General features: G+C 57.9%; 18 protein-coding genes. 8 read left to right on the top strand and 10 right to left on the bottom strand.

Annotation, left to right across the window (positions count from 1 at the left end; all coding sequences use genetic code 11):
* Nucleotides 1–5: 5 nt before the first annotated feature.
* The 6 genes from aroA to gyrA form a co-directional block, all read right to left on the bottom strand.
* Nucleotides 6–1,319, bottom strand: coding sequence for a 3-phosphoshikimate 1-carboxyvinyltransferase (gene aroA / locus ASF04_RS05705; protein WP_056138946.1), 1,314 nt, complete (start codon nucleotides 1,317–1,319; stop codon nucleotides 6–8).
* Between the two features lie 59 nt (nucleotides 1,320–1,378).
* Nucleotides 1,379–2,293 (bottom strand): prephenate dehydrogenase/arogenate dehydrogenase family protein, encoded by a 915-nt coding sequence (locus ASF04_RS05700; protein WP_056138944.1) that lies wholly within the window; start codon nucleotides 2,291–2,293, stop codon nucleotides 1,379–1,381.
* Nucleotide 2,294: 1 nt separating this feature from the next.
* On the bottom strand, nucleotides 2,295–3,407 hold the full coding sequence (hisC, locus tag ASF04_RS05695) for a histidinol-phosphate transaminase (RefSeq protein WP_056138943.1): 1,113 nt from the start codon (nucleotides 3,405–3,407) through the stop codon (nucleotides 2,295–2,297).
* A gap of 18 nt (nucleotides 3,408–3,425) precedes the next feature.
* Nucleotides 3,426–4,499, bottom strand: coding sequence for a prephenate dehydratase (gene pheA / locus ASF04_RS05690; protein ID WP_056138941.1), 1,074 nt, complete (start codon nucleotides 4,497–4,499; stop codon nucleotides 3,426–3,428).
* 4 nt (nucleotides 4,500–4,503) lie between these two features.
* A complete protein-coding gene (serC, locus tag ASF04_RS05685; protein ID WP_056139185.1) occupies nucleotides 4,504–5,598 on the bottom strand; it encodes a 3-phosphoserine/phosphohydroxythreonine transaminase in 1,095 nt (364 codons plus the stop codon).
* A 126-nt stretch (nucleotides 5,599–5,724) separates the two neighbouring features.
* Nucleotides 5,725–8,457 carry a DNA gyrase subunit A gene (gene gyrA, locus ASF04_RS05680; RefSeq protein ID WP_082488576.1) on the bottom strand — a complete coding sequence of 911 codons (2,733 nt, stop codon included), beginning with the start codon at nucleotides 8,455–8,457 and terminating at the stop codon, nucleotides 5,725–5,727.
* Nucleotides 8,458–8,908: 451 nt separating this feature from the next.
* On the opposite strand from gyrA, the gene ompA reads away from it, so the two are divergent.
* From ompA to ASF04_RS05655, 5 genes are all read left to right on the top strand, one after another.
* Complete coding sequence (gene ompA, locus ASF04_RS05675; RefSeq protein ID WP_056138937.1) at nucleotides 8,909–9,622, top strand: outer membrane protein OmpA; 714 nt, start codon at nucleotides 8,909–8,911, stop codon at nucleotides 9,620–9,622.
* A gap of 98 nt (nucleotides 9,623–9,720) precedes the next feature.
* The gene (ubiG, locus tag ASF04_RS05670) at nucleotides 9,721–10,419 is read left to right on the top strand and encodes a bifunctional 2-polyprenyl-6-hydroxyphenol methylase/3-demethylubiquinol 3-O-methyltransferase UbiG (protein WP_019921772.1); all 699 of its coding nucleotides are present in this window, start codon (nucleotides 9,721–9,723) and stop codon (nucleotides 10,417–10,419) included.
* 4 nt (nucleotides 10,420–10,423) lie between these two features.
* The gene (locus tag ASF04_RS05665; RefSeq protein WP_056138935.1) at nucleotides 10,424–11,095 is read left to right on the top strand and encodes an HAD family hydrolase; all 672 of its coding nucleotides are present in this window, start codon (nucleotides 10,424–10,426) and stop codon (nucleotides 11,093–11,095) included.
* Between the two features lie 192 nt (nucleotides 11,096–11,287).
* Complete coding sequence (locus ASF04_RS05660) at nucleotides 11,288–12,250, top strand: hypothetical protein (RefSeq protein WP_229204933.1); 963 nt, start codon at nucleotides 11,288–11,290, stop codon at nucleotides 12,248–12,250.
* A 128-nt stretch (nucleotides 12,251–12,378) separates the two neighbouring features.
* Entirely contained in the window at nucleotides 12,379–13,497 is a 1,119-nt protein-coding gene (locus ASF04_RS05655) for a hypothetical protein (protein ID WP_056138930.1), read from the top strand.
* 2 nt (nucleotides 13,498–13,499) lie between these two features.
* Here the strand turns inward: ASF04_RS05655 and ASF04_RS05650 are convergent, their stop codons facing one another.
* Complete coding sequence (locus ASF04_RS05650) at nucleotides 13,500–14,771, bottom strand: O-acetylhomoserine aminocarboxypropyltransferase/cysteine synthase family protein (protein WP_056138928.1); 1,272 nt, start codon at nucleotides 14,769–14,771, stop codon at nucleotides 13,500–13,502.
* A gap of 303 nt (nucleotides 14,772–15,074) precedes the next feature.
* On the opposite strand from ASF04_RS05650, the gene ASF04_RS05645 reads away from it, so the two are divergent.
* Together ASF04_RS05645 and ASF04_RS05640 are read left to right on the top strand one after the other, a co-directional pair.
* The gene (locus tag ASF04_RS05645; protein ID WP_056138926.1) at nucleotides 15,075–15,941 is read left to right on the top strand and encodes an RNA polymerase sigma-70 factor; all 867 of its coding nucleotides are present in this window, start codon (nucleotides 15,075–15,077) and stop codon (nucleotides 15,939–15,941) included.
* An 87-nt stretch (nucleotides 15,942–16,028) separates the two neighbouring features.
* A complete protein-coding gene (locus ASF04_RS05640; protein WP_056138924.1) occupies nucleotides 16,029–16,502 on the top strand; it encodes a carboxymuconolactone decarboxylase family protein in 474 nt (157 codons plus the stop codon).
* Nucleotides 16,503–16,620: 118 nt separating this feature from the next.
* Here ASF04_RS05640 and ASF04_RS05635 read toward each other — a convergent pair whose 3' ends face one another.
* Nucleotides 16,621–19,683 (bottom strand): TonB-dependent receptor, encoded by a 3,063-nt coding sequence (locus ASF04_RS05635; RefSeq protein ID WP_056138922.1) that lies wholly within the window; start codon nucleotides 19,681–19,683, stop codon nucleotides 16,621–16,623.
* Nucleotides 19,684–20,260: 577 nt separating this feature from the next.
* Between ASF04_RS05635 and ASF04_RS05630 the strand changes: the two genes are divergently transcribed.
* Nucleotides 20,261–21,679: an alpha/beta fold hydrolase gene (locus ASF04_RS05630; RefSeq protein WP_082488575.1), complete on the top strand. Its 1,419-nt coding sequence runs from the start codon at nucleotides 20,261–20,263 to the stop codon at nucleotides 21,677–21,679.
* Between the two features lie 617 nt (nucleotides 21,680–22,296).
* Here the strand turns inward: ASF04_RS05630 and ASF04_RS26545 are convergent.
* Both ASF04_RS26545 and ASF04_RS26540 read right to left on the bottom strand, forming a co-directional pair.
* Nucleotides 22,297–23,382, bottom strand: a complete 1,086-nt coding sequence (locus tag ASF04_RS26545; protein WP_229204932.1) for a RelA/SpoT domain-containing protein — start codon at nucleotides 23,380–23,382, stop codon at nucleotides 22,297–22,299.
* A gap of 99 nt (nucleotides 23,383–23,481) precedes the next feature.
* Nucleotides 23,482–26,712, bottom strand: a complete 3,231-nt coding sequence (locus tag ASF04_RS26540) for a metallophosphoesterase (protein ID WP_082488573.1) — start codon at nucleotides 26,710–26,712, stop codon at nucleotides 23,482–23,484.
* Between the last annotated feature and the right edge of the window lie 271 nt (nucleotides 26,713–26,983).

Raw genomic sequence — 26,983 nt, 5'->3', positions numbered from 1 at the left:
ATATACTATTTTGCAATCGCCGCAAATGCAGCGAAATATTCAGGGAAAGTTTTGCCGACGCACTTGGGATCGTTGATACGCACCGTGGTGCCCTTGCGCGCGGCGCCGTCGAGCGATGCCAGCGAGAAGCACATCGCCATGCGGTGATCATCGTAGGTATCGATAGTAGCAGGAGCGAGGACCGCTGGCGGCGTCACGCGAATGAAATCGGCGCCCTCTTCCACCACGGCGCCCAGCTTGCGCAGCTCGGTGGCCATGGCGGCGATGCGGTCGGTTTCCTTCACGCGCCAACTGGCAATATTGCGCAAGGTGCTGGTGCCGTCCGCGTACAGCGCGGCAATCGCGATCGTCATGGCCGCGTCGGGAATGTGGTTGAAGTCGGCGTCAATGGCTTTCAATGGGCCATTACCGCTGGCCTCGATCCAGTTGTCGCCCATGACGATGGTCGCGCCCATCTGCTCGAGCGCGGCGGCAAAGCGCACATCGCCCTGGATGCTCTGCCGGCCCACGCCCTCCACCCGCACCGGTCCGCCGCCAATCGCGCCGGCGGCCAGGAAATACGACGCCGACGACGCATCGCCCTCGACGTGGATGGTGCCCGGCGACTGGTACACCTGGCCCGGCTCGATGGTAAACGACGACCAGCCGTCCTGCGTCACCTGCACGCCGAAGCGGCGCACCAGGTTCAAGGTGATTTCGATATAAGGCTTGGAAATCAGTTCGCCGATCACGTCAATGGTGATCGCATGGTCGCGCGCCATCAGCGGCGCGACCATCAGCAGCGCCGTCAAAAACTGGCTCGAGACGTCGCCGCGCACTGCCAGGCGCTGAGCGTGGATCCTGGCCTGCTTGATGTGCAGCGGCGGGTAGCCGGGGTTGCCAGTGTATTCGACATTGGTGCCGGCGGCGTTCAGCGCATCGACCAGGTCGCCGATCGGGCGTTCGTGCATGCGCGGCACACCATGCAGCGTATAGTCGCCGCCAATCACGGCCAGCGCGGCGGTCAGCGGACGGATCGCGGTGCCGGCGTTGCCCATGAAGAGGTCGGCCGATTGGTTCGGCAACACACCCGCCACGCCCTTGACGTGGTGGATGGTGCCGGTGGCGGTTTGCTCTTCGGTCCACTCCACGCCCAGCGAACGCAAGGCGGCCAGCATGACGGCGGTGTCGTCGGAGGCCAGCAGGTCGACGATATCGACGTCGCCCTGCGAGAGCGCAGCCAGCAGCAGGATGCGGTTGGAGATGGACTTCGAGCCCGGCAGACGCACGGTGCCTTGTACGTGTTTGACCGGTTGCAGGTCGATGTAGTCGTGGTTCATATGTATTCCTTTAATAAGCAGTCGTCGCGGCCGTCAGTCCGCGTGCTTACTGCTTCGCTTTATTCTGCTTTATCCGCCGACTGCGGCGTTTCCGCCGTTTCAATCGCGGTAATCCATTGGTGTCTTGCCCTCTGGGCGTTGCCGTAGACGCTCTCCAGCCCCGCGCCGTCGCCGGCTGCCAGCTTTGCGCGCAGCACCGTCAATTGCGCCATGTAGGCATCGAGCTCGGTCAGCAGCGCGGCCTGGTTGGCCAGGCTGATGTCGCGCCACATTTCCGGCGACGATCCCGCGATCCTCGTAAAATCGCGGAAGCCGCTCGCTGCATACTGGAACAGCAAGTCCGCGTGCGGCTTCTTGGCAATGTCATCGACCAGCGCATACGCCAGCAGGTGCGGCAAGTGGCTCACGGCCGCGAACACCTTGTCGTGTTCTTCGGGCGACAGGCGATGGATGATCGCCCCGCACGCGCGCCATGCCACCGCTACCCGTTCCACATCAAACGCGTCGTTCTCGGCCAGCGCCGTCAGCACGACCTTCTTGCCCACGTACAGGTCGTCGATCGCCGCTTCCGGGCCATTGGTTTCGCGCCCGGCGATGGGATGACCCGGCACGAACTGCGCCACCTTCCCTGCCAAAGCACTGAGCGCGGCAGCCACCACGTCCGACTTGGTGCTGCCGGCGTCGGTCACCACGGTGCCCGGTTGCAAGTGCGGCGCAATCGCTGCCAGGATCGCCTCGGTCTGCGCCACCGGCGCCGCCAGCAGCACCAGGTCGGCGCCGGCCAGCGCTTCCGCCATGTCGCCGCCGATGACGTCGATGATGCCCAGCTCCAGCGCGCGCTGCATCGACGCCTGCGAGCGGCCCATGCCCACGACCGTCTCCACCGCGCCGGCTTTTTTCAGCGACCGCGCGAACGAGCCGCCGATCAGGCCCACGCCGAAAATGACGACCTTCTTGAATGCCGTGGACGCCATCTCAGCCCTCGGCCAGCGCCTTGGTCAGCGCCGCGATCAGCACCGCATTTTCCTGCGGCAGGCCGATCGAAATGCGCAGCCACTCGGGCAAGCCGTAGTTGCCGACCGGGCGCACGATCACCCCCTGCTTCAACAACGACAGGTTGACACGCGCGCCGGCGCCGTCGTCGCTGCCCACCTTGACCAGCACGAAGTTGCCATACGACGGCACGTATTCGAGGCCAAGCTGCTCGAACGCTTCGATGAACTGGCGGTAGCCGGCAGCGTTATTGGTGGCGCTCTTGGCCAAAAATTCCTTGTCGTTCAGCGCGGCGATGGCGGCAGCCTGCGCCAGCGAGTTGACGTTGAACGGCTGGCGGATGCGGTTCATCAGGTCGGTCAGCGCTGGCTGGGCGACGGCAAAGCCCACGCGCAAGCCGGCCAGGCCGTAGGCCTTGGAGAAGGTGCGCGAGACCAGCAGGTTCGGATATTTTTTCACCCAGTCGGCAGACTCGAACTGGTGTTCCTGCGCCAGGAATTCGTTATACGCTTCATCCAGCACCACGACCACGCTGGCCGGCACTTTTTGCAGGAACGCTTCGATCTCGGCGGCAGGGATGAAGGTGCCGGTCGGGTTGTTCGGGTTGGCGATGAAGACCAGGCGCGTATCGTCCGCGATGGCCGCCAGCATGGCGTCGAGGTCGTGGCCGTGGGCCTTGGCCGGCACCACGATGTGGCGCGCGCCCACGCCCTGCGTGGCCAGCGCGTACACCGCGAACGAATACTGCGAATACACGACCGACTGGCCGCGCTCCACGAATGCGTGGGCAGCGATTTCCAGGATGTCGTTGCTGCCGTTGCCCAGCGTGACCCAGTCGGCCGGCACGTTGTAGCGCGTGGACAGCGCGGCTTTCAGGTCGAAGCCGTTGGCATCGGGGTAGCGTCCCAATTCGGCGGCGGCAGCGCCCATGGCGGCCCTGGCCGATTCCGGCACGCCGAACGGATTTTCGTTGGAGGCCAGCTTGACGATGGCGTCTTCCTGCAAACCGAATTCCCGCGCGACTTCAGCGATCGGTTTGCCGGCCTGGTAAGGGGCGATGGCGCGGACGTACTCCGGCCCGAAATTCTTGGTCATGGTTGTCTCTCGTTGTAATTAAGTGAGGCTGACGGGATAGGAGCCGAGAACCTTGAAGAAGGCGGCATTGCCCTGCAATTCTTCCAGCGCCTTGGCCACGGCGGGGTTTTCGATATGGCCTTCGACGTCCACGTAAAAATAGTATTCCCAGTTGCCGTTGCGGGCCGGGCGCGATTCGAAGCGCGTCATCGACACGCCGTTCTGCGCCAGCGATCCGAGCAGGCGATACACGGAACCGGCCTTGTGCGGCGCCGCCAGCGCCATCGACGTGCGGTCGATGCCGGACGGGCCGGTGCGCAGGGTGCCGATCACGGCAAAGCGGGTGCGGTTGTGCGGATCGTCCTGGATGTTGGCCTTGACCGTGCCCAGGCTGTAGCGCACGCCGGCGCGTTCGCCGGCAATCGCCGCCACCGAGTGGTCGTCGCGCGCCATGCGCGCCGCTTCGGCGTTGGACGACACGGCGCGGCGTTCGATCTCGGGGTAGTTGTTGTTGAGCCAGATCTGGCACTGCGCCAGCGCCTGGGCGTGAGCGCAAATGGCGGTCACGCCATCCATGGTGCCGGTGCCGGTAAGCAGGCTGTGACGCACGGCGATGGCCACTTCACCGCTAATCGTCAGCGGGGTATTGAGCAGCAGGTCGAGCGTGCGGCCGATGGCGCCCTCGGTGGAATTTTCCACCGGGACCACGCCGAAGTCCGCCGTGCCGGCTTCGGTAGCGCGGAACACTTCGTCGATCGAGGCGCATGCCAGCACATCGACGGCGGTGCCGAACTGCTGGTACACGGCCTGTTCGCTGTAGGTGCCGGCCGGTCCCAGGAAGGCGACGGTGACGCGTTTTTCCAGCGAGCGGCAGGCGGACATGATCTCGCGGAAGATGGTTTGCATCTCGGCGTTGCCCATCGGACCGGGGTTGCGGTCGGCCACGCCGCGCAGCACTTGCGCTTCGCGCTCGGGACGGAACACGGGGGCGTTGGTTTCGGCCTTGACGTGGCCTACTTCCTGCGCCACCTGGGCGCGGCGATTCAGCAGGTCGAGGATTTGCGCGTCGATCGCATCGATCTGTTCGCGCAGGGGTTTGAGTTTGTCGTTCATGATGTTAACCAGCGGTTCGGCCGGCGAATTCGTTCAGGTAGTCCACCAGGGCTTGCACCCCTTCGATGGGCATGGCGTTATAGATCGATGCGCGCATGCCGCCGACGGACTTGTGGCCCTTCAGTTGCAGCAGGCCGCGCGCCTTGGCGCCGGCCAGGAATTCTTCGTTCCGGCTCTCGTCCTTCAGGTAGAAGGGAATGTTCATGCGCGAGCGGCTGGCCGCTTGCACGCGGGTCTGGTAAAAATCGTCGGCGTCGAGCGCCGCATACAGCAGCTTGGCCTTGGCGATATTGCGCTCTTCCATCGCTGCCACGCCGCCGTTCTTTTTCAGCCACTGGAATACCAGGCCGGCAATATAGATGCCGTAGGTGGGCGGCGTGTTGTACATCGAGTCGTTGTCGGCCACCAGCTTGAAGTCGAACGCCGACGGGCAAGCCGGCAGCGCCTTGCCCAGCAGGTCGTCGCGCACGATGACGATGGTCAATCCGGCCGGGCCGATATTCTTTTGCGCACCGGCGAAGATCACGCCGTATTTGGCCACGTCGATCACGCGCGACAGGATGTGCGACGACATGTCGGCCACGAACAGCACGCCGTCCTGCGGCTGCGGCACCCCGGCGTCGAAGTCGAACTCCACGCCGTCGATGGTCTCGTTGGTGCACATGTGCAGATAGGCCGCGCCGGGCGTGAGCTTCCACTCGGCCTGCGGCGGCACCGACGTCATGGACGACGCGGCGATGTTGACATTGGCGTACTTGGCGGCTTCCTTGATGGATTTGCCCGACCACGAACCGGTGTGGATGAAATCGATGGTTGCTGGCTGCGGCTTGTGGCCCACCAGGTTCAACGGAATCAGGGCATTCTGGGACAAGCCCCCGCCCTGCATGAACAAGATCTTGTAATTGTCCGGTACTGCCAGCAGCTCGCGCAGGTCGCGCTCGGCCGCCTTGTAAATCGAAATAAACTCCGGTCCGCGGTGGCTCATCTCCATCACCGACATGCCGCTGCCATGCCAGTCCAGCATTTCGGCAGCCGCTTGCGCCAGCACTTCCTTGGGCAGGACGGCAGGGCCGGCGGAGAAGTTATAGATGTGAGTCACGTTGCGTTCCTTGGTGATCAATATAGGGAGTCCCTAAAAAAAACAGGGCCAGTCTATTGTCGCACTGCTGCTCACAATAACCTGGCCCCGTGGCGCCCGGACTGGGGTCCGGACCGATGCTGCGAATTACTCCGGCTGAACGTCGTCGGCAGGCTTGTCGTCACCGGCATCGGTGGCGTCGGCGCCGTCAGCTGCGTCGGCAGCGTCAGCAACTGCGGGGGCAGCCGCCACCACTGGCTTGCCGTCCGGACCAGGCTCGAGTTCCACTTCGTCGATATCGGTTTCCACCACGCGCTGCAGGCCGGACAGCTTGGTGCCGTCTTCGACCGCGATCAGGGTCACGCCTTGCGTGGCGCGGCCCATTTCGCGGATCTCCGCCACGCGGGTACGAATCAGCACGCCGCCGGTGGTGATCAGCATGATCTCGTCGGTCGGCTCCACCAGGGTGGCGGCCACCACGCGGCCGTTACGCTCGGAGGTCTGGATCGCGATCATGCCCTTGGTGCCACGGCCATGGCGCGTGTACTCGGTGATCGGAGTACGCTTGCCGTAGCCGTTCTCGGTGGCGGTAAGCACCGACTGCTGCTCGTTCTCGGCCACCAGCAGCGCGATCACGCGCTGACCTTCGTCGAGATTCATGCCGCGCACGCCACGGGCATTGCGGCCCATCGGACGCACGTCGTTCTCGTCGAAGCGCACGGCCTTGCCGGAGTCGGAGAACAGCATCACATCGTGTTCGCCGTCGGTCAGCGCGGCGCCGATCAGGAAGTCGCCTTCGTCGAGGTCCACGGCAATGATGCCGGCCTTGCGCGGGTTGCTGAAGTCTTTCAGCGGCGTCTTTTTCACGGTGCCCAGGCTGGTGGACATGAATACGTAATGGTCTTCGGGGAAGGTGCGGTTCTCGCCCGACAGCGGCAGAATCACGGTGATCTTCTCGTTATCGGCCAGCGGGAACATGTTCACAATAGGCTTGCCGCGCGAGTTGCGCGAGCCTTGCGGCACTTCCCATACCTTGAGCCAGTACATGCGGCCACGGTTGGAGAAGCACAGGATGTAATCGTGCGTGTTGGCGATGAACAGCTGGTCGATCCAGTCTTCTTCCTTGGTTGCCATGGCCTGCTTGCCGCGACCGCCGCGTTTTTGCGAACGGTATTCGGAAATCGGCTGCGCCTTCATGTAACCGGTGTGCGACAGGGTGACCACCATGTCCTGCGGCGTGATCAGGTCCTCGGTATTGAGGTCGCTGGCATTGTGTTCGATGCTCGAACGACGCGGGTCCTTGGCAGGATCGCCGAATTCGGTGACCACGCTGGTCATCTCGTCGGTGATGATGGTGGTTACGCGCGATGGCTTGGACAGGATGTCCAGCAGGTCGGCGATTTCGGCCATCACATCCTTGTACTCGTTGACGATCTTGTCCTGTTCCAGACCGGTCAGGCGTTGCAGGCGCATTTGCAGGATTTCCTGCGCCTGGTCGTCGGACAGGCGGTACATGCCATCGGCCTGGATGCCGTAGTGCTTGGGCAGGTGCTCGGGACGGAATGCCTCGATGCCGCCCACGGTGTCGCCTTCGCCGGTGCGGGCCAGCATTTCGCGCACGATCGACGAATCCCACGAACGCTCCATCAGCGACGCTTTTGCCACCGGCGGCGTAGGCGCCGCCTTGATCAGGGCGATGAAGTCGTCGATATTGGCCAGCGCAACGGCGAGGCCTTCGAGCACGTGACCGCGTTCGCGCGCCTTGCGCAGTTCGAACACGGTGCGGCGCGTGACCACTTCGCGGCGGTGCGACAGGAAGCACTGCAGCATTTCCTTCAGGTTAAGCAGGCGCGGCTGGCCATCGACCAGCGCCACCATGTTCATGCCGAAGGTGTCTTGCAGTTGCGTTTGCTTGTACAGGTTGTTCAGGACGACTTCCGGTACTTCGCCGCGTTTCAGCTCGATCACCACGCGCATGCCCGACTTGTCGGACTCGTCGCGGATGTCGGAAATGCCTTCGAGCTTTTTATCGCGGACGTTCTCGGCGATACGTTCCAGCAAGGACTTCTTGTTGACCTGGTACGGCAACTCGTCAACGATGATCGCAGTGCGGCCGCCGTCCTTGCCATATTCCTCGTAGTGGGTCTTTGCGCGCATGACCACGCGGCCACGGCCGGTGCGATAACCGTCGCGCACGCCCGAGACGCCGTAAATGATGCCGCCGGTCGGGAAGTCCGGCGCCGGTATCAGTTCGATCAGTTCGTCAATCGAGCACTGCGGGTTTTGCAGCACGTGCAGCGCGCCCGCAATCACTTCATGCAGGTTGTGCGGCGGGATGTTGGTGGCCATACCCACCGCGATACCGGACGAGCCGTTGATCAGCAGGTTCGGGATGCGGGTAGGCAGAACGGTCGGTTCTTTTTCCTTGCCGTCGTAGTTGGGCTGGAAGTCGACCGTGTCCTTGTCGATATCGGCCAGCAGCTCGCTGGAAATCTTGGCCAGGCGGCACTCGGTGTAACGCATCGCGGCCGCGCCGTCGCCATCGACCGAACCGAAGTTGCCCTGGCCATCGACCAGCATGTAGCGCAGCGAGAAGTGCTGCGCCATGCGCACCAGTGTGTCGTAGATCGACGCGTCGCCGTGCGGGTGATATTTACCCATGGTGTCGCCGACCACGCGCGCGCACTTGACGTAAGCGCGGTTCCACACGTAGTTGGATTCATGCATCGAGAACAAGACCCGGCGGTGCACCGGCTTGAGGCCGTCGCGCACGTCCGGCAAGGCGCGGCCCACGATCACGCTCATGGCGTAATCGAGGTAGCTCTTGCGCATCTCTTCTTCGAGGGAAATAGGGATTGTTTCTTTTGCGAATTGATCCATTGGCGGGTCGACTGATCTTTGACTGTGAGGTTATCTTGTAAGCAATGTATGCCGCACGTACTACACTGTTGCCCTGCCCTTCAATAAGGACAGGCAAGAGTAGGATTTTAACATGCGGACAGGGGCACCAACACAATTTGCCCTCGGGCCCAGCGCCTGTGCGGGTTGGCGCACGATGCACGCTTGTAACACGATGTAATATTCATGACACATTACTCATTTATTATCGACAATCACGTTGCGACAAAACAACATATTGGTAGTGAGCAAATTGGTGCAAAGGTGCACCGCTTTCGCGCACCAGGATCTATTGTGGCAAAATGAATCAGAAGTCAATTGCTTGTTTCGCAATCGGGAGACGGGCGTGACGCCCCTGCGTGGTAAAATCCGGCCCACGTAATGCACGTCGCGCAGTTTTTCTGCGGATATCACCCCCGAAAGGAAGAAAAATATGAAGAAACTTATTTCGTTGTTGGCCATCTCGGCTGCCTTTGCTGGTTCGGCATTCGCGCAAACCGCGCCTACCGCACCACCTTACGCTCCTGTTACCCAGGACATCAAGGCTGCAACGCCGAAAAGCGCCTACGTGCAAGATGCACGCGGTGTGATCGTGCGTGATCCGTTCGGTCTGTGCTGGCGCACCGGCTACTGGACCCCGGCCGATGCCGTGCCAGGTTGCGACCTGCCACTGTGCGTTGAGCCAGAAAAACTGGAAAATGGCAAGTGCGTAGCACCGCCACCACCGCCGGCTCCAGCACCAGCTCCGGCACCAACCCCAGCGCCAACGCCGAAACCAGTTCCAGTGCCAACCGCACAAAAAGTGAGCTTCGCCGCTGACGCGTTCTTCGATTTCGACAAATCGGTCCTGAAACCAGAAGGCAAAGCCAAGCTGGACGAAGTGACCTCGAAACTGGGCGCCATCAACCTGGAAGTCATCATCGCTGTTGGTCACACCGACTCCGTTGGTTCGGACGAGTACAACCAGAAGCTGTCGGTACGCCGCGCTGAAGCAGTCAAAGCCTACATCATCTCCAAAGGCGTTGACGCAACCCGCGTGTACACCGAAGGCAAAGGCGAGAAACAGCCAGTTGCCGACAACAAGACCGCCGAAGGCCGCGCGAAAAACCGTCGCGTGGAAATCGAAGTCGTAGGCACCAGCAAGTAATTAATAACGGGCCCTGCCTGCACGAACCCCGCCTCGGCGGGGTTTTTTTATGCCTGCTGCTTTAGAATAGCGGGATATCTTTTCATGAAAGCCGCACCATGAACGCTGATCCGTTAGAACTGCAAAAATTTTCCGACCTGGCCCACCGCTGGTGGGACCCTACCTCCGAATTCCGTCCCCTGCACGAAATCAACCCGCTGCGCCTGGAGTGGATCAATGCCCGCGTGCCGCTGGCCGGCAAGAAGGTGATCGACATCGGTTGCGGCGGCGGCATCCTCAGCGAATCGATGGCGCGCAAGGGCGCCGACGTCACCGGCATCGACCTCGGTGAAAAAGCGCTGAAAGTGGCCGACCTGCACAGCCTGGAATCGGGCGTGCAAGTGCGCTATAAACTGGTGGCCGCCGAAGACATGGCCGCGCAGGAACCGGGCCAGTACGACGTGGTCACCTGCATGGAAATGCTCGAACACGTGCCCGATCCCGGCGCCATCGTGCGCGCTGCCGCCGCCCTGGTCAAACCGGGCGGCCATGTGTTCTTTTCCACGCTCAACCGCAATCCCAAGTCCTACCTGTTTGCCATCATCGGCGCCGAGTACGTGCTGCGCATGCTGCCCAAGGGCACCCACGACTACGATAAGTTCATCACGCCGTCGGAACTGGCGCAATACGTGCGCAGCGCCGGCCTGGAAACGCGCGGCATGAAGGGCCTCGGCTACAACCCGCTCACCAAGATCTATTCGCTCAATGACGACACCAGCGTCAACTACATGATCGCCACCACCCGCCCACTCGACTGACCTCATGACCACTGCCCTGACTGCCCCGCGCGCCATCCTGTTCGACCTCGACGGCACCCTGGCCGACACCGCGCCCGACCTGGCCGCCGCCGTCAACCTGCTGCGTACCACGCGCGGCCTGCAACCGTCCGACTACGAACTGCTGCGCCCCACCGCGTCGGCCGGGGCGCGCGGCATGATCGGCGTGGCCTTCGGCATGACGCCCGAGGACGATGGCTACCTGGCCCTGCGCGACGGCTTTTTCGACAACTACGAAGCCAATATCGCCGACCACAGCACGCTGTTTGCCGGCGTACCCGAACTGCTGGCCGGAATCGAAGCGGCCGGCCTGCAATGGGGAGTGGTCACCAACAAACCGAAGCGCTTTACCGACCCGCTGCTGCCACTGATCGGCCTGGACCACGCCGCCTGCTCGATCTCCGGCGACACCACGGCCCACGCCAAGCCGCACCCGGCGCCGCTGTTCGAAGCCGCTGCGCGGCTGGGGCTCGATCCCAGCGATTGCTGGTACGTGGGCGACGATCTGCGCGACATCCAGGCCGGCAAGGCGGCCGGCATGCCCACCATCGCTGCCGGCTGGGGGTACTGCGGTCCGCACAAGCCGCTGGACTGGCAGGCCGACCGGGTGCTGAACGACCCGCTGGCATTGCTGGCGCTGATGCAGGAAACGTTGTAACCGCCGCGCATTTGCTCGGTTCTGTAGAAAACTGTTGATTTGCAAGGAGAGCGGAGGTAGCCTCCATATTGCTGCGTAGAATTACTTATTATTTTTATATAAACTAAAGCAGCGAGACCCCTCAACTTACCTTTCGACATCATGACTCTTCCCGAGCTGGCTGCCCAAACCCTGCAGCCTCCAGCAGAGCAAATGGCAGATTACACGGCGTACATTCCCGAACGCCATACCGCCCCGCAAAGCTGGTACGCCAGCGTGGCCGATGCCAGGATCCACTGGTACGACCTGATCGCCGGTTTCCCCGAGCGCGTCGACATTTACGATCCGATCGGCCGCTACCAGCGCCGCATGCAGTTCGAGCTCGACGCGGTGGCGTCCCGGCACCACCTGTTCTTCGCCCTCACCCGCCCGCCGGTGCGCTTCGACGCTGCAGGGACCGTCCACTGGGGCTTCTTTTCGCTCAAGCTGACCCTGCCCTTGCTCGTAGGCCAGGAGCAGAAGCGCGACAGCATCACCTTCGAACTCACCGTGCCGTTTGCCGCCACGCTGAAAAAACCGATAGTCCTGCTCACGCCCAATTTCGTCACGCTCAACTGGGGCGGCCTGGTGGAAACCTTCTCGATCCACGACATCCTGCTGGCCCATGCACCGGACAAGGTGCCTTGCCAGGTGGTCTACGTGGGCCAGACCCACGATCCGGAAGCGCAACTGTCGCGCGCGCACCTGCCCGCGCTGCAAAAGCTGCACGCCAGGCACAAGGAAGACCTCGACACCCTGCTGCTGGTCCAGCAACTCGATGTCAAGGTCAACTGCGCCAGCGGCGACCCGGCCGAACTGCCCCATAACGCCCACCCACGCGCCGCCGCCGTTCTGCAAGGCGAACGCATGGACTTGCTGGAAGCGGCCCTGATCCGCTATTTCGAGGGCGCCGCACCGCTGCCGCGCAAGGAAGACGAAAGGCAATTGAGGCGCGAACGCGTGACAACTGTGCAAGAAGCCAACAACCTGGTGCAGTTCACCATCGATTTACAGTGGCCGGAACTGGGCGCATATGACAAAATCGGCTCAGGGCAAGTGGCTGCGGCAACCCGCCACCTGCTCAGCTGCTTCGTCGCCGACGGTGAAGTAATTGTGTCCCGCATGCCCCCCCCCTGAGCCGGCCAAGGGCGCCAAGGTGTGACCCCAAGTGTGACATTTCAAGTTGCTGCGCAGAAATAACGGATGGATACAATTTGCGGCAGGGTCTATACTGCCCGCTTGATCTGACACACTGGAGCATCCACATGACGAGCGATTTACCCGACCAGGTCGCCGGCGAGGACGATCAAGAGCCCTCGCTGGAAGAACTGGGACTGGTATTGCCGCCCGAGGATGCGCCCGAGCCGTTCAACGACCTGCTGACGGCGCCCGAAGCATTCGACGACCTGTTGCCCCTGCTGCCGCAACGCAGCAACGCGCGGCAGACCTGGCGCGTCACCGTTTCCGACGCCAAGTACCACTGGTATGACCTGTTTGCCGGCTTCCCCGAGCGGCCCGACATCCGCGACCCCATCGGCCGCCAGCTGCGCCGAATGCAGTTCGATCTCGAGGCGACCATGGAAAAGCGGCTGATTTATTTTGTCATCAACCGCCCCATCGTGCGCTTCGATCACGAGCGCAGCGTCAGCTGGGCGTTCTTCTCGCTCAAGCTCACGGTGCCGATCCTGATCGGCAGCGAAGGCAAGCGCGGCACCGTGCAGATGGACCTGGAAATTCCGTTTGCGGCCACGTTCAAGAAGCCGATCGTCACCATGACCGACTGCTTCATCACGCTCAACTGGGGCGGCCTGGTGGAAGCGCTGTCGATCCACGAGGTGCTGCAACGCTACGACCACGGCCTGAAGATTCCCAGCAAGGTGCAGTACGTGGGGCAAACCAAGGACCCGGCCGGCCGCCTGGCGCGCGCGCGCCTGTCCGCCGTGCAACGCATCCACTACAACAATAACGATCACCACGACCTGCTGCTGCTGGTGCAACGCATGCAGGTGGAAGTACTGTGCGACGATGGCGACCCGAGCGAGAAGCCGGTGAACCAGAACGCGGTGGCGGCCGACATGCTGCTCAAGGACCGGGTGGACGCCATCGAATGCGCGCTGATCCGGTATTTCGAAGGGCCGATCATGCAGGGCCGCACCAGCCGCGAAGTGGATGTGCGGCGCGAGCGGCTGCGCGAGATCGAGGCCAATAATCACCTGGACGGCGTGCGCATCGACCTGCGCATCGACGACGACAACCCGTACAACGAGTTGTACTCCATCGCCGCGCCCGCCTCGCGCGCACACATTTTCGATTGCACCTTCAAGGACGGCGCGGCGATGACGGTGCCGCTGCCCCAAGAAACGCCGGGCAAGGCGCGCGCCTGAAACTACACTGCGGCCAGTGCCTGCTCAAGATCGGCCAGCAGATCGTCGCTGTGCTCGATGCCGATCGACAGCCGCACCGTATCGACCGTGACGCCCGCCTTGGCCAGCTCCGCCTCGTTGAGCTGGCGGTGCGTGGTGGAGGCCGGGTGACAGGCCAGCGATTTGGCGTCGCCGATATTGACCAGCCGCGTAAACAGCTGCAACGCATCCTGGAAGCGCGCCCCACCTTCCACCCCGCCCTCGACACCGAAGGTCAACACGCCCGACGGCCGTCCGCCCAGGTATTTGACCGCCAGCGCATGGTCGCGGTGGTCTTCCAGCCCGGCGTAATTGACCCACTTGACCTTGCCATGCTGGCGCAGGTACCGGGCCACCGTGCGGGTGTTTTCCGTGATGCGGTCCATGCGCAGCGCCAGCGTCTCGATGCCCTGCAAGATCAAAAAGGCGTTGAACGGCGAGATAGCCGCGCCGGTATTCCTCAGCGGGACCACGCGCGCGCGGCCGATGTAAGCGGCCGGTCCCAGCGCCTCGGTATAAACCACGCCGTGGTACGACACGTCCGGCTCGTTGAGGCGGCGGAAGCGCTGCTTGTGCTCGGCCCACGGAAACTTGCCCGAATCGACAATCACGCCGCCGATGGAATTGCCATGCCCGCCCAGGTACTTGGTGAGCGAATGGACCACGATGTCGGCGCCATGCTCGAACGGGCGCAGCAGGTATGGCGTGGCCACCGTGTTATCGACGATCAGCGGCACGCCGTGCTGGTGCGCCACGGCGGCGATTTTTTCGATGTCGGTGATATTGCCCAGCGGGTTGCCGATCGACTCGATGAACACGGCCTTGGTGCGCTCGTCGATCAGTGCGGCGAACGACGCGGGATCGGCCGCATCGGCAAACCGGGTGGTGATGCCGAACTGCGGCAGCGTGTGCGCAAACAGGTTGTACGTGCCGCCGTACAGGGTGGAGGCCGAGACGATGTTGTCGCCGGCCTCGGCAATGGTCTGGATCGCATACGTGACTGCCGCCTGCCCCGACGCCAGCGCCAGCGCCCCCACGCCGCCCTCGAGCGCAGCCAGGCGCTGCTCGAGCACGTCCTGGGTAGGATTCATGATGCGCGTATAAATATTGCCCGGTACTTTCAGGTCGAACAGGTCGGCGCCATGCTGGGTATCGTCGAACGCGTAAGCCACGGTCTGGTAGATTGGCACGGCAACTGCGCGGGTAGTGGGATCGGGGTGATAGCCGCCATGCACGGCCAGGGTTTCGAGCTTCATGTCTCCTCCGTTTGAATGATGTCGCCAGCGTAGAGCGATTCGAAAGACATGCCAAAGAATGAATTCGCGCCAGGTCATGCGCGCAACGAATATGGCGGCCGGCGTAGCATACCGGGGCGCCGGAAGCCCGTCGTGCAAGCCCCCGGCAGCCCCGTGTATAAGCCTGACTGAATTTCAAGCTCGCAGCGGCGGAAAGGGTTGGACTGTGGTTGAGTAAATAAGTTCCATGCGATGATGCGATAGCTGTCACAAACTGGCCTGGTCACCCGTCTAGAATACAAGCTCACTTTTCTTGCATCCGCCATGACCGATTCCTTCAACACCCTGCGCCCGCGCCTGTTCGCCATCGCCTACCGCATGCTGGGCGTGCGCGCCGATGCCGAGGACGTGGTGCAGGACGCCTGGCTGCGCTGGCATGGCAGCGACCACGCAGCGATCCAGTCGCCCGAAGCCTGGCTGGTCACCACCACTACCCGGCTGGCGATCGACTACCTGCGCGGCCGGCAGGCCGAGCGCGCCACCTACATCGGCTGGTGGCTGCCCGAGCCCGTCGTCGAGCTCGACGAACGCACGCCGGAGAGCAGCGCCGAGATGGCCAGCGATGTGTCGATGGCGTTCCTGTGGGTGCTCGAGCGCCTGTCGCCCGAGGAGCGCGCCGCCTTCCTGATGCGCCAGGTGTTCGACCACGACTACGCCGACATCGCTACCATGCTGGACAAGACCGAAGCCGCGTGCCGGCAGATGGTGCACCGGGCCCAGGAACGCGTGCAGCAGCAACAGCCGCGCTTTGACGTACCGAAACAAACCCACCAGGCCCTGCTCGGCCGCTTCATGGTAGCCGCCAAGGCAGGCGACCGCGACGCCATGAAAGCCATGATGGCCGACGACGTGCAACTGGTGTCCGACGGCGGCGGCAAGATCCTTTCTTTTATGCGCATCCTGCGCGGCGCCGGCCGGGTGGCAGGCGTGTTCTGGTCGGTGGAACACCAGCACCCGCAGCGGGTGGATTACCGCCAGGCGCGCGTGAATGGCGAGCCGGGCCTGCTGCGCTACGTGGAAGGCAAGCTCGAATCGGCGCAATCGTTCGTGATCGAGGACGGCAAGATCGCCGCGGTGCTGGTGGTGCGCAATCCCGACAAGCTGACCGGCGCGCCGCAAACTATTTTCTAGAACACTGTCACAAACGCGGCGGCGGTCGCGTCTAAGGAGTACGAGGCGCGCAATCAGGCGCCCTCCACTCCCTCGAAAGGAAACATCATGACCCAAGCCGCCCGCATCAAGGATTTTTATCGCGCCGCCCCCACCAGCCTGCAGGCGATGATTGCGCTGTCCACCAGCGTCAAGAAAAGCGCGCTGGGCATCCGCCTGGTGGAGCTGGTCAACCTGCGCATCTCGCAAATCAACGGCTGCGGCGTGTGCGTGGACATGCACTGGCGCGACCTGATCAAGCAAGGCCTGGACCCGCGCCACATCAACGCGGTTGCCGGCTGGCGCGAAGCCCCGCCATCGTTCTTCAGCGACAGCGAACGCGCCGCCCTCAACTGGGCCGAAGCAGTCAATGCCCTGCCCCACAAGCAGCCGGGCGACGACGATTTCGCGCTGCTGAAAACCCATTTCGACGACAACCAGATCATCGAACTGAGCTACGGCATTGCCGTGATACGCGGTTGGAACGTGATCAATGCCAGCTTGCACAACCAGATTCCCGAAGTGCCGGCACCGGGGTTCTGACGGGTACGACGACAATCACGCGATCAAAAAAAACTCCCGCGCGGGGACGTGCCCGGGCGGGAGAAAGATCGGCCGGCGTGGAGACCGTCCCCGCTGGCCGATCCGAGTGACGACGCGATCAGAACGAGTATTGCGCCAGCAGGGTGTAGCGCGGACCGCTCATGAAGACCTGGCGGGTGAAGTCGCCCGCGTGCTGCTGCATGATCTGGCGCGTGTACGAGTTGGTCAGGTTGGTGCCTTCCAGGCCCACGCGGAACTTGTCCGTGAAGTCATAGAAGATCGACGCATCCACCTGGCCGTAGCCGGCCTGGTACAGCGGCAGACCGAAGGCCTGGTCGTTGTTGGTCGTCGGGATCAGGTACTTGCCCGCTGGCGCATCCGGATTCGTGTTCAGGCCGTTGTTGCCACGGCTGCCCCACTGGGTCACGCCCAGCAGGTAGCGCGAACGCCAGTTGTAGGCCACCCGCATCGACAGGCCGTGCTGCTCGTACATCAGCGCCAGGTTGACCGTGTGGCGCGACAGTCCCTGCAACGGGGTCTTGCCGAACGGACGTCCATCGGTATCGCAGCCGTTGATGAACAGGTTGAAGTTGGACGACGCGTCGTTGCCCGAGCACCATGCTTCGTTGACCGGATCTTTCAACTTGCGCTCGCTCGACACATAGGTCCAGCTGGCCTGGCTGCCGAGGCCGCGCAGCCAGTCGGGCACGAAGTCGTAGTACTGCTGGTGGGCCAGCTCGAAACCGCGCGCATAGCCCTTGGCGCCGTTGACCGGACCGGTGACCACGAAGGTCTGCTGCTTGCCGGTCGAGTCCACCGCGTTGTAGCCGAAGTTCTTGGTGGTGACGATGTCCTTGAGGTCCTTGTTAAAGGCCGAGAACGTCAGCGAGCCGGCCTTGGCGAAGTACCACTCGGCGGTCAGGTCGATGTTGGTCGACGTGGTGGGCTTCAACAGCGGATTGCCGTCGCTGGTGCCGTTCAGGCTGGTGCCGTCGAAGCGCACGGCGGTGGTGTTTCCGGCCGCGTCCCGGGTAACCGTCTGCATGTGCTGGGCATTGAGCGTGGTCTGCACCTGGAGCTGGTTGAAGTCGGGACGGGACATCGACTTGGCCACCGCGAAGCGGAATTGCAGCTGATCGCTGGCTTTCATGCGCAGGTTCAGGCTCGGCAGCCAGTTGTCGTAGGAGTTATTCACCGACTGCTGCTGCGCGAACGAGGCGATGTCGATCAGGTTGCCCTGGCCGCTCACGGGCACGCCGCTGCCGACGCTCGGCAGCGATGGACGCGTGAACGACACGTAGCCGCTGCCGGCGCCTTTGGTTTTCACGTAGCGGATGCCGACATTGCCGTCAACCGGGTACTTCAGGTTATCCCAGCCGAAGCGCAGCTGCGTGTACGCGGCACGGGTCTTCTCGGTCTGCGTGTTGGTGGCGGCAGGATCGTTGAAGGTTGCCGGCTTCCACGGATCGCAGGTCGAACCTTTTTCGGCGCACAGCACGTCGTGGTAGGCGTGGATCTTGGCCCACTGGTCGGGGAAGCCGCGCACCGTCGCCTCGTCCGCGAACAGCATCGGCGGAATGTTGTATTTGCCGCCGAAGAAATTGTCCATCGTCTGCAGCGACGAGCCGCCGGCGAACCGTGGATCGCTGAGGCGCGCCACGCCGTTGATCTGCCAGCCTTCCATCCACGGGAAGGTGATTGCCGACCAGTTGTAGTATTTCTGCGCCTTGTGGTTTTCGCCTTCGCGGTTCGCCATGCGCACGCCGAAGCGGATATCGCGCAGCACCGGATCGTCGAACGCGAACTTGACGTCCGATTTCCACGCCTTCTGGTTGGCCGACGCGTGGTCCAGCGCTTCCTGGGTGTAGGCCCAGTAGTAGTTTTTCGGGTCGGCCATGTAAGCGTCCGAGCCAAGGCCAATCTGCGGCACCTTGCCGGTCGTGTTCATGGTCTGACTCGGCAGGATGAAGCCGGTCGAGACGTCGGCGTCGAAGCCCGCGGTGGTGGACCGCACATGCTGGAAGTCGTTGGTCCAGGTGAAGTCGGGCGTGATGCGCCACTGGACGTTGAGCGAAATGTCGCGCGTGGAGGATTCACGCGTATTGATGCGCTGCGAACTGTTGAACGGCGAACCGCCGTAGGTCGGGTTCGAGATCGTGCCGCTCTGGAAGGCGCCATTTTTGTCGAATACCGAGTCCGCGCTGGCGACTTGCTGGTACCACTTGTCCTCGGACGAGGCCACGACGTGCTCGTCGAGGTCTTCCTTGTAGCGGGTTTTGAAATAGGTCAGCCCGGCAGTGAGATCCTTGTTCGGTTTCCACTGCAGCGCCGCATAGTCGCCGCGGCGGGTGCGGTCGAAGTCCTGCGAACGATAGCCCATGCCCAGCGGTATCCATTGCGTCTTGGAGCGGTCGTAGAGGGCCGGATTGGTGGAGTTTACGTGTGGGAAATACGGATCGACGCTGACGCCGTCTGAACGGCTGGGGCTTTTCGCCTTGGCGAAATCGACCAGGGCGCCGACTTCACCGAATGGCGTGGTCCAGCGGTTCGACAGCAAGATGGTGCTGGTCGGCGAAGGTTTGCCCTCGCGCAGCGTCGAATACGATTCCGAAAAGCCGACAGTGCCCTTGAAGCCCTTGTAGTCGAACGGCATGGCGGTCCGCAGATTGACCAGGCCGGCAATCGCACCCTCGACCTGCTCGGCCGATGGATTCTTGTACACATCGACGCCCGACATCAGTTCCGGCGCCACGTCGGAGAAACCAAGCGAGCGGCCGCCACCGGCGGAAAACGCGTCGCGGCCGTTGATTTCCGACCGCACGTAAGTCAGCCCGCGCACCGACACGCCGGAACCCTCGACCGACTGGCGGTTTGGATCACCCGCCATGTTGCGGTCGATGGTGACGCCGGCAATACGCTGCAGCACCTCGGTGACCGAACGGTCCGGCAGTTTGCCGATGTCTTCGGCAACGATCGAATCGACGACTTCGTCGGAATCCTGTTTAAGCTTTTGCGCCGATTGCAGCGCGGCGCGCTGACCGCTAACGACCACCACCGCACCGGCGGCTGGTTCATTGGCAGGCTGGGGCTGGGGCTGGGTTTGGGCCATGGCCGTGCCGGCAGACAGCAAAGCAATATTTGCGACCGCGAGCGCGATCGTGGTTTTCTTGAAATTGTCCAAGGGGGGTCTCCTTCTGGTGTTTTTATAGTTACACCCGAAGATATTGCACATAACACAACTCTCGACGGGATGATATACGCTAACATCTATTTTTCTCCGAACAAATAGTTGTCGAGTGGGATATATGTGTTTAACTAGGTTCACTAAACAAACTGGCGTTTGAAAGACTTTCATTGGTGAACATAGTCATTGAAAGTCTTTTATAATCAATGATTTACGAAAAATAACAGGTTAGTCCTCTTGTGGCAGGCAAACAACGCTGTAGTTGCCGACGGCCTGCTCGCGGGTGGTTTCCATCGAGCGTGCTTTGTGAAAGGCTTAAAGCAGCCAGAACAGCAGGCAAGGTTACATTTTTCAAAGTTGCACTACTGCCGCAATGACAAAATTTGTCCTTTACAGCGACTCATCCTGCTTCTGGCTTGTTGGAGAGATATAAAAAAAGCAACTGCTTAGCCAAGCACGTCGTGTGTTATCGTTGATTGCTTGCCGTGCCGCATTTTTTAAGCTGAGCATGACTAGACCGCTGCCTTGAAAAAGGTTACATTATTGTCTATCTTTTAAAAGAGAAAAGCCTTCAATGCCCGCACCGTTTCGATGGACCCTGCTGTATGCCTCACCGTGTGCGCTGCTTATCAGCGCCGGCCTGCACGCTGCTCCGCTGGACTATAAAGCGTGCACGGACAATGTACTCCCAGGCAGCTTGTGCGCCATGCATGCGGTGCCTGCCAGCTATCAGGCGCAAAACCCGGCAGGGGAAACGCTGCAATTGTTCGTTCGGAAAATTCCGACCGAGGGAGTCTCCAAAGGCAGTGTCTGGCTGGTGGCGGGAGGGCCTGGTGAATCGGGCGCCTCATTTTATGGCCTGTTGCCCACCTTGAGGCGCAGCTTCCCCGGTCTTGATCTGCTGATACCCGACCATCGTGGTACAGGCTATTCCTCGCGTATGTGTTCGGCTGAGGAAGCGGCGGGCAGCCCCGGCGGCATGTCGCTGGTCGGCGCTGAATGGGGCAGCTGTTTCAAAGAGTTGAACGCGGCTCCGACACGCGCACGCCAGTTTTCCATCAGCAATGCCGCCCAGGATCTGCGGTCCCTGATCAGCGCTTCAAGCGACAAAGGTCCTGTGTATGTCTACGGCGTTTCCTACGGTACCCAATTGGTGCTGCGTAGTCTGCAACTGGGCGCTTTGCCGGTGCAGGGCGTGATCCTCGATTCCGTGGTGCCGCCGCAAAACGATGCGCGCTGGGACTTGAGCCAGCGTTCGCACGTGGTCAACGAGGTCGGGCTACAGGTACTGGCGCAGTGCGATATGGACGCGGCCTGCAACGCGATGCTGGGCGAACCAGCGCAAAACCTATTCCGGCGCGTACTGGCAAAGCTGAGCGAGGACCATGCGCTGCTGGCGAAGATTCCCGGCAAGAATCTGAAACAGTTTATCGGCGGCATGCTAGACGTCCCGGCTGCACGGGTCCGTATCCCTTATCTGCTGAAAGATCTCGACCAGGGAGGTACCACCGAAGTGGTCGCCGTAAGTGGTCTGCTGAGCCAGGCGGCAAGCAGCCTGGGCAGCTATCCACAGGCAGCGCTTTCGATACCCTTGGTCAGCATTATCAGCAGTTCGGAAAACAATCTGCGCCCTGGCTTAACCAAGGCCGATGTCGACCGCGAAGAAGAAACGCTGCTGATGACCAGCCCCTTGCCACGCATCTTGCTTGCGGGCGGCCTGCCTACCTATGTCAGTGACCACTATTCCGGTCAGTTGGTGGCCAGCGTGCCGCCGATACTGGTGCTGCAGGGCACACTGGACCCGAAAACGTCCTACGAGGGTGCGCAGGCGCAAGTGGCGTTCTTGCGGCAAGCTGGGGCGCGCAATGTGACGCTGGCAAAGGTCAGGCAGGCGCCGCATTTCATCCTGTGGACAGCGCCTGCCTGCTTCGAGCAGTCGGCGCACCGCTTTATTGCCGGCCAGGCTGTCCAAGAATGCGCGTTAAATTTATGAACTGCCGGTCGCTTGCTTCCACTTACCATATAAAAATTGCGAACCTGCTTATGGTAGGGGCTGCGCGACGGTAAGCGCGGAAGCAGCCCAACTGGCTTCTTTCGGCAACCTGCTTGCGGCCAGTCTCGGCCGCGTTTGCACGACGCATCCATGCATCCCACCATCGCCCATGTTTGTCGCAATGCGATTGCGCACCCACTCCATGATTTCGCGGTCGAACTTGAAATCTTGCTCACATCAGTGGGAAAGAAAGCACCGGACGTTTTGCTTATTCTTGTAATTTGTAAACCAAGCTGGACAAGCTCCCATAGAGAAAAACCCGCACGGGGCGGGTTTTTTAGGTCTTGCTGAGCCTGCTTGAAACGAATAAGTGGTGGAGACGGCGGGAATCGAACCCACGGAATTTGAGCAAGCATGCGGGTTTCCGGCCCTACGTTGGCTTAAAGTTGCCATTGTGCAGACGTCTGCAATTTGCTCGAGCTGCGCAGTTGGCTGAAGCGGTGTAATGCAAATATCTAGTGTAAATGCGGCCTCCAAAAGAAGAAATGGTTTGCGTACCTACAATCATACCTACCTAAATTATTTTTGGGTAAGATAGTGGCGCAGCCGAGAGAACATCAACCGGCGGCGGAGCCATCAGGTGATGTGGGGCTTTTCAATATAACCAAATTTTTCGCCGCTCGTGATGCTATGTCATCCAATTTCCGTTGCGTTTCGATTGCACTCAAGGCTTTATCCCAGCTGAATGCCTCACCAGGCGTCCCTAGCAGTCTTAATAAATTTAGAGCAGATTTTGCGCTCATCTGTGTCGTCACAGGTGCCGTCACTGCTTTAATTTTATTCACCTCTTTTTTCAACTGCTTTATTTTCTCGTTAGAAGAATCATCCCCTTTACGACCTTCTAACTGAGCCAGCAAAGAATCTACTTTTGCGAGAGACTCATCGCGCTCTTTAATTACTCCTAGCATCCTTTCTTTTACTTCCGTTTGTTCAGCAGCCAAAATTTTTACAAATCCCCCCATTTCATCTGCGCTGCCAGCCATTCGATTAAATATAGTCAATAGATAAATCAGCATTTCATCATTAGAATAATTCGGATATCGTACGATATGATCGATCTCACTCCATCCTTCTTCGAATATAGTCCTCACCTGCAATTCAACAAAAATCTTCTTCTTCAGTGGCTGTGTCGCAATGACATAGTGAATAGAGCGATAACCACTAGGGTGAGGTTTCACCAAATACCCCATGCTCCTTAATTGCTCGCTAAACTGATCGTCATCACCAGCTCTCACGTAAGCAACTGGGTCTTCCTCCAATAAGAATAGATTTTTTATTACTTCGTGAATTACTTCAAAGTCCGATTTGAAAAGATGAAGTGCACGGATTCCGATAAGATCAGTAACTATTGCATCATAGGTTCCTATTGAAATATTTGCGTATTTTTCGTTTCCTTCGGCTCGCTTTCTAACAATTTTTGCCAAGAGGTGTCCTGTATCTTTCACTCGCCATCTCACAGAATGCACTGCATCATTTCGCTGGACGGTGTTTGCCAGTAACGATGCAGTAGCTTCAAGATTGGGAATTCTACTTTCATGCTCGCTACCAATAGCCTTTAACTCCTCCCAGCTTAAATTACTTTGCTCCCACGCCAATTTTGAAATTCTATTTTTCGAAAGAAACAAATCAAGATTATCGATCACCATACCCCCCTAACAGATGAAATTCACTTCATCAATACACTTAATATATCAAAAAAAATTTAGTGTTCCGAAAATACATTAGAAATATGTAAAATTTTATTATATTTTAGAAATCGAGGATCGCGCAAAAAAGTATGCTGCAGCTTGGCTATGCTTCAACGTTTCGGAAATTCCTAGTTTCAATATATCCTTAAGATCTGGCAGATAATCCATCTCTTTAACTTCATTCCCTCTAAACCTCCAAGTGATAGAACTAAGTCTAAAGAGACGCAACAAATTATCAATCTGTTGATGCTCAATAAAATACTTCCACAGAATATCATGGCAGGAGTTAAACAATGGCATGAAAGACTCACCATATAAGTATTTATAGGTTTCGAATATTACTTTAATTACCTCTACATCCAGCTGCTCACCTGATTTAGCCGTCGCCTCTGCATACCTAAGAACTGCTCTCATTGCATTATGATAATCGCCATCAACCTTTGCTTGTTGATAAATATTATTTGTAAGCGATTTAAATTCATCTGTATTTTTATTTTTGATCGCACGATCTAGTGCAATGTTGTTCGCCACAACAAAAGCCTTTCTACTTCTTGCAATTTTTTCAATTTTAAGCAATTCCGCTTCTTGGTTAATCATGTTAGGATCGCATTTAGCAACGATACTACGTGCTTGAAGCGCACTATTACTTCTTGGATCAAGCTTGGCGCACTCTTTCGCTGCTAATAAAGCATCCTCATCTTCTCCCAAAACCTGATGCGCAATTGCAAGACCTAGTAAAATATTTAGCCTAATAGCTTTAGGTATTTTCGGATCATCTATCTTTAAAAATGCATCTCGTGAAAGCCTAGTCTCACCGGTCATTCTTAAAGCTCGTGCTCGCTGGACTCGAATAAGAACGAGTTCACTGTCTTCCAATTGATAGCTCTCAAAAAGCGGAATTATTTCGGAAGAACAAGCTGCGATATTATTGTAATGATCCCCTGCGATTAGCTCGGCATTAAATGAAGTTGCAAGTGAAATCGCATCTTTAATTTTACTAAGTAACTTGCTTTCCAATGCCTCCTTAGTGAAGCGAAGAATTAAGATATTTGCGTTTGACAGTTGCCAAGCATCACAATTTCTTCGGGAAAATTTTGGGCCTCTAGAGGATTTTATCCCTTTTAGTTGCCAATTAGAGCCAAAATATGCAGCCAGGACTTTTTTGTTAAGCAACTTTATTTCGGATTTCAACATAAGGGTTTTTAAATACTCCCGAACTGGCCGCTTTATCGTTAAAATTGCGCCTTCGTTAGTATTGTCATGATTCAAAAAACTAGTTGTTTCAAAAACTTCTATAAGGCTTCTATCTTTCAGAATATGCACATCACTTAACTGATATGAAGATTTTGAACTTAATCTTTTCACCATCTCTAAACGCTCTCCTTTTGGAAAAAGCGATAGTACCTTCAATAGTTCAAATGCTTTTTTTAGTGTTGAGTCTGAGGATGAACTGAGTTCGCTCACTGCGGAAACCAAGCCCACTGGTGTATTCACGACAGGCACATGTGTACTGACGACATCCGAATTAAGTGTATGAAGCTGGCGCATACCAATAATGCTAGCATCTGACAAAACTGAATCTATTCGGCTCGGTATTCCGTCCGTATAATGAAAAATTTGCGCGACTTGCTGTGTACTCAGCTTAAAATTGACTGCATGATCGTGGTTATTAAGATAAGTGACAGTATCAGCTTCATCCAATGGGGAAAGTCGAATAATTCGTGCATCTGATTTGACAGGATCAATTCTCGTTTGCAATATAACCGAAGTATTTTTGCAAAATTCCAAAAGAGCAGGAATCATAGAGTCCAACTCATTTTGAATAATTGAAACTTGCACTTCTTTGAATATTAATAAACTCTCAGAAATTTCTGACAACATGTCGCAGAATCTCTCAAAGCTTATACCGTACTGTTGCTTTATTCCGCTGAGAAGTTCATCTCTGGACTTGTAGCTCTGGCAGTCTATTTCAAAAATATCTATGTTGGGCAGTGCCCTTTGTTGAACAGTTCTTATAAATTCGAGGTCCCCGCATCCCCAGTCAGAAACAAGCCAAAAGGCGCGCTGATTTTTCAAAGTAGATATAGCAGATTCCTGTTCGATTGTGCGAACATGGATATGAGAACCTGCGAATGGTAGCTTTCTTCTAAATAAGTCCAACTCGTTAGTCGAAGAAAATTTAAAGAGTTGTGGATGATTAAAATTTTCTTTAATTTCATCTAGAATTGAATCATTTTTTATTCCATCAATTGGAAATGACTCGTCATCTTCAAGATCAAAATTATGATCCGGCACAACTTTCCAAGCGCCATTTTTTAATTTTGTCGCGATCCTAGGCCAAAGTATTATATTACTATCATTGCCAAAAATTATTTTAATCCCTGAATAACCGTGTATTCTTTCTTCTTTCGATTCGCCATAATTTTCCAATCCGAATAATGAGGCGGCTTGAACGGAGTTTTTCGCACGCGATCCACCGACTGCGGATGATTGTGTATCAGGGTCATGCATGTGGCCAAACAGATGTGCATCAAATCTGTTGTTTGTATCAATGTCGCTTTTCCACTCACGAAGTGAAGACTGATGAAGCCAACTGGTTGGATGGTGGGTTACTAGAAAATTAGCGTCATTTTCCGAGCACCACTGGTCCGGATTATTTGACGTAACCGTCATTAACTGTTTCTTATCGACATGTAATTTTTTAAAATAATCGCCACCAGATATTTGTAGCCAAGCTGAATTTAGCCCCACTATACCGATAATTTTATCCCTTATTCTCAAACGAATTGAGAAATCGCCAGGCAGTAACCCAATGCACGAAATCGCGGCTGGGGCAACATTAACACTGCTATTCCAATTAACGTAATTCAAAAAGGCTGACTGGATGCAGTCCCAATAGTCTAATGGTTGCTTTTCCCAAAAAGCGTTTTGTAGGTCAGCATCTCCCCACCAATTTTTTATTGCTTTAGCAGCTGGATTTAAGGAGTTCGGGCGTTGTAGGTCGTGATTACCAGGTACAGGCATAAGCACAGGATTACAACCTAATTCTCGAAAAAGTTTCCAAAGTTTTTCTAAAAATTCAGAAAGTTTAGAGTATTCCTCTGGGTTGGCCATCTGAGTTAAGTCGCCTGAAAAAACAACAACATCCCAGTCACCCATTTTTTTATGAAGCTTTTTAATGTCATCAAAAAAACTTGTTTCAATAGCAGGCAATAGCCATTTCTGGCTACTCATGCCAAAGTGAACATCGCTCAAATGAAGAAAGTTCGCGTGAGATTTATTCATATTTTAAATTTTTCCTGTTGGATATCGGTCCGATGTACGGCGGGTTACCGTTCTCAGACATTTAACTATGAACAATAGCAAAATTCCACGGGGAAATTCTCACGCATTGTCACAGACAACAACAGTCTTCATTCTTTGTTCACCGTCAGCCAAAAGTTGATCGTAGGGGATGCGGACAAAATCTTGGACTATTTGGGAGTAGTCCATGTATTCATACGAAGAGCGCCTTCGGGCAGTAAAGCTTTATCTGAAGTACGGGAGGCGCCTTCAA

This window comes from Duganella sp. Leaf61, from assembly GCF_001421905.1.
GTDB classification, from domain to species: Bacteria; Pseudomonadota; Gammaproteobacteria; order Burkholderiales; family Burkholderiaceae_D; genus Rugamonas; species Rugamonas zoogloeoides.
The sequence above is the reverse complement of the archived record's forward strand: the minus strand, read 5'-3'. Positions and strand labels throughout refer to the sequence as shown.

Coding starts and splice junctions, on each gene's coding strand:
- aroA (WP_056138946.1), bottom strand. CDS start 1,319: ATGAACCACGACTACATCGACCTGCAACCGGTCAAACACGTACAAGGC.
- ASF04_RS05700 (WP_056138944.1), bottom strand. CDS start 2,293: ATGGCGTCCACGGCATTCAAGAAGGTCGTCATTTTCGGCGTGGGCCTG.
- hisC (WP_056138943.1), bottom strand. CDS start 3,407: ATGACCAAGAATTTCGGGCCGGAGTACGTCCGCGCCATCGCCCCTTAC.
- pheA (WP_056138941.1), bottom strand. CDS start 4,499: ATGAACGACAAACTCAAACCCCTGCGCGAACAGATCGATGCGATCGAC.
- gyrA (WP_082488576.1), bottom strand. CDS start 8,457: ATGGATCAATTCGCAAAAGAAACAATCCCTATTTCCCTCGAAGAAGAG.
- ompA (WP_056138937.1), top strand. CDS start 8,909: ATGAAGAAACTTATTTCGTTGTTGGCCATCTCGGCTGCCTTTGCTGGT.
- ubiG (WP_019921772.1), top strand. CDS start 9,721: ATGAACGCTGATCCGTTAGAACTGCAAAAATTTTCCGACCTGGCCCAC.
- ASF04_RS05665 (WP_056138935.1), top strand. CDS start 10,424: ATGACCACTGCCCTGACTGCCCCGCGCGCCATCCTGTTCGACCTCGAC.
- ASF04_RS05660 (WP_229204933.1), top strand. CDS start 11,288: ATGGCAGATTACACGGCGTACATTCCCGAACGCCATACCGCCCCGCAA.
- ASF04_RS05655 (WP_056138930.1), top strand. CDS start 12,379: ATGACGAGCGATTTACCCGACCAGGTCGCCGGCGAGGACGATCAAGAG.
- ASF04_RS05650 (WP_056138928.1), bottom strand. CDS start 14,771: ATGAAGCTCGAAACCCTGGCCGTGCATGGCGGCTATCACCCCGATCCC.
- ASF04_RS05645 (WP_056138926.1), top strand. CDS start 15,075: ATGACCGATTCCTTCAACACCCTGCGCCCGCGCCTGTTCGCCATCGCC.
- ASF04_RS05640 (WP_056138924.1), top strand. CDS start 16,029: ATGACCCAAGCCGCCCGCATCAAGGATTTTTATCGCGCCGCCCCCACC.
- ASF04_RS05630 (WP_082488575.1), top strand. CDS start 20,261: ATGCCCGCACCGTTTCGATGGACCCTGCTGTATGCCTCACCGTGTGCG.
- ASF04_RS26540 (WP_082488573.1), bottom strand. CDS start 26,712: ATGAATAAATCTCACGCGAACTTTCTTCATTTGAGCGATGTTCACTTT.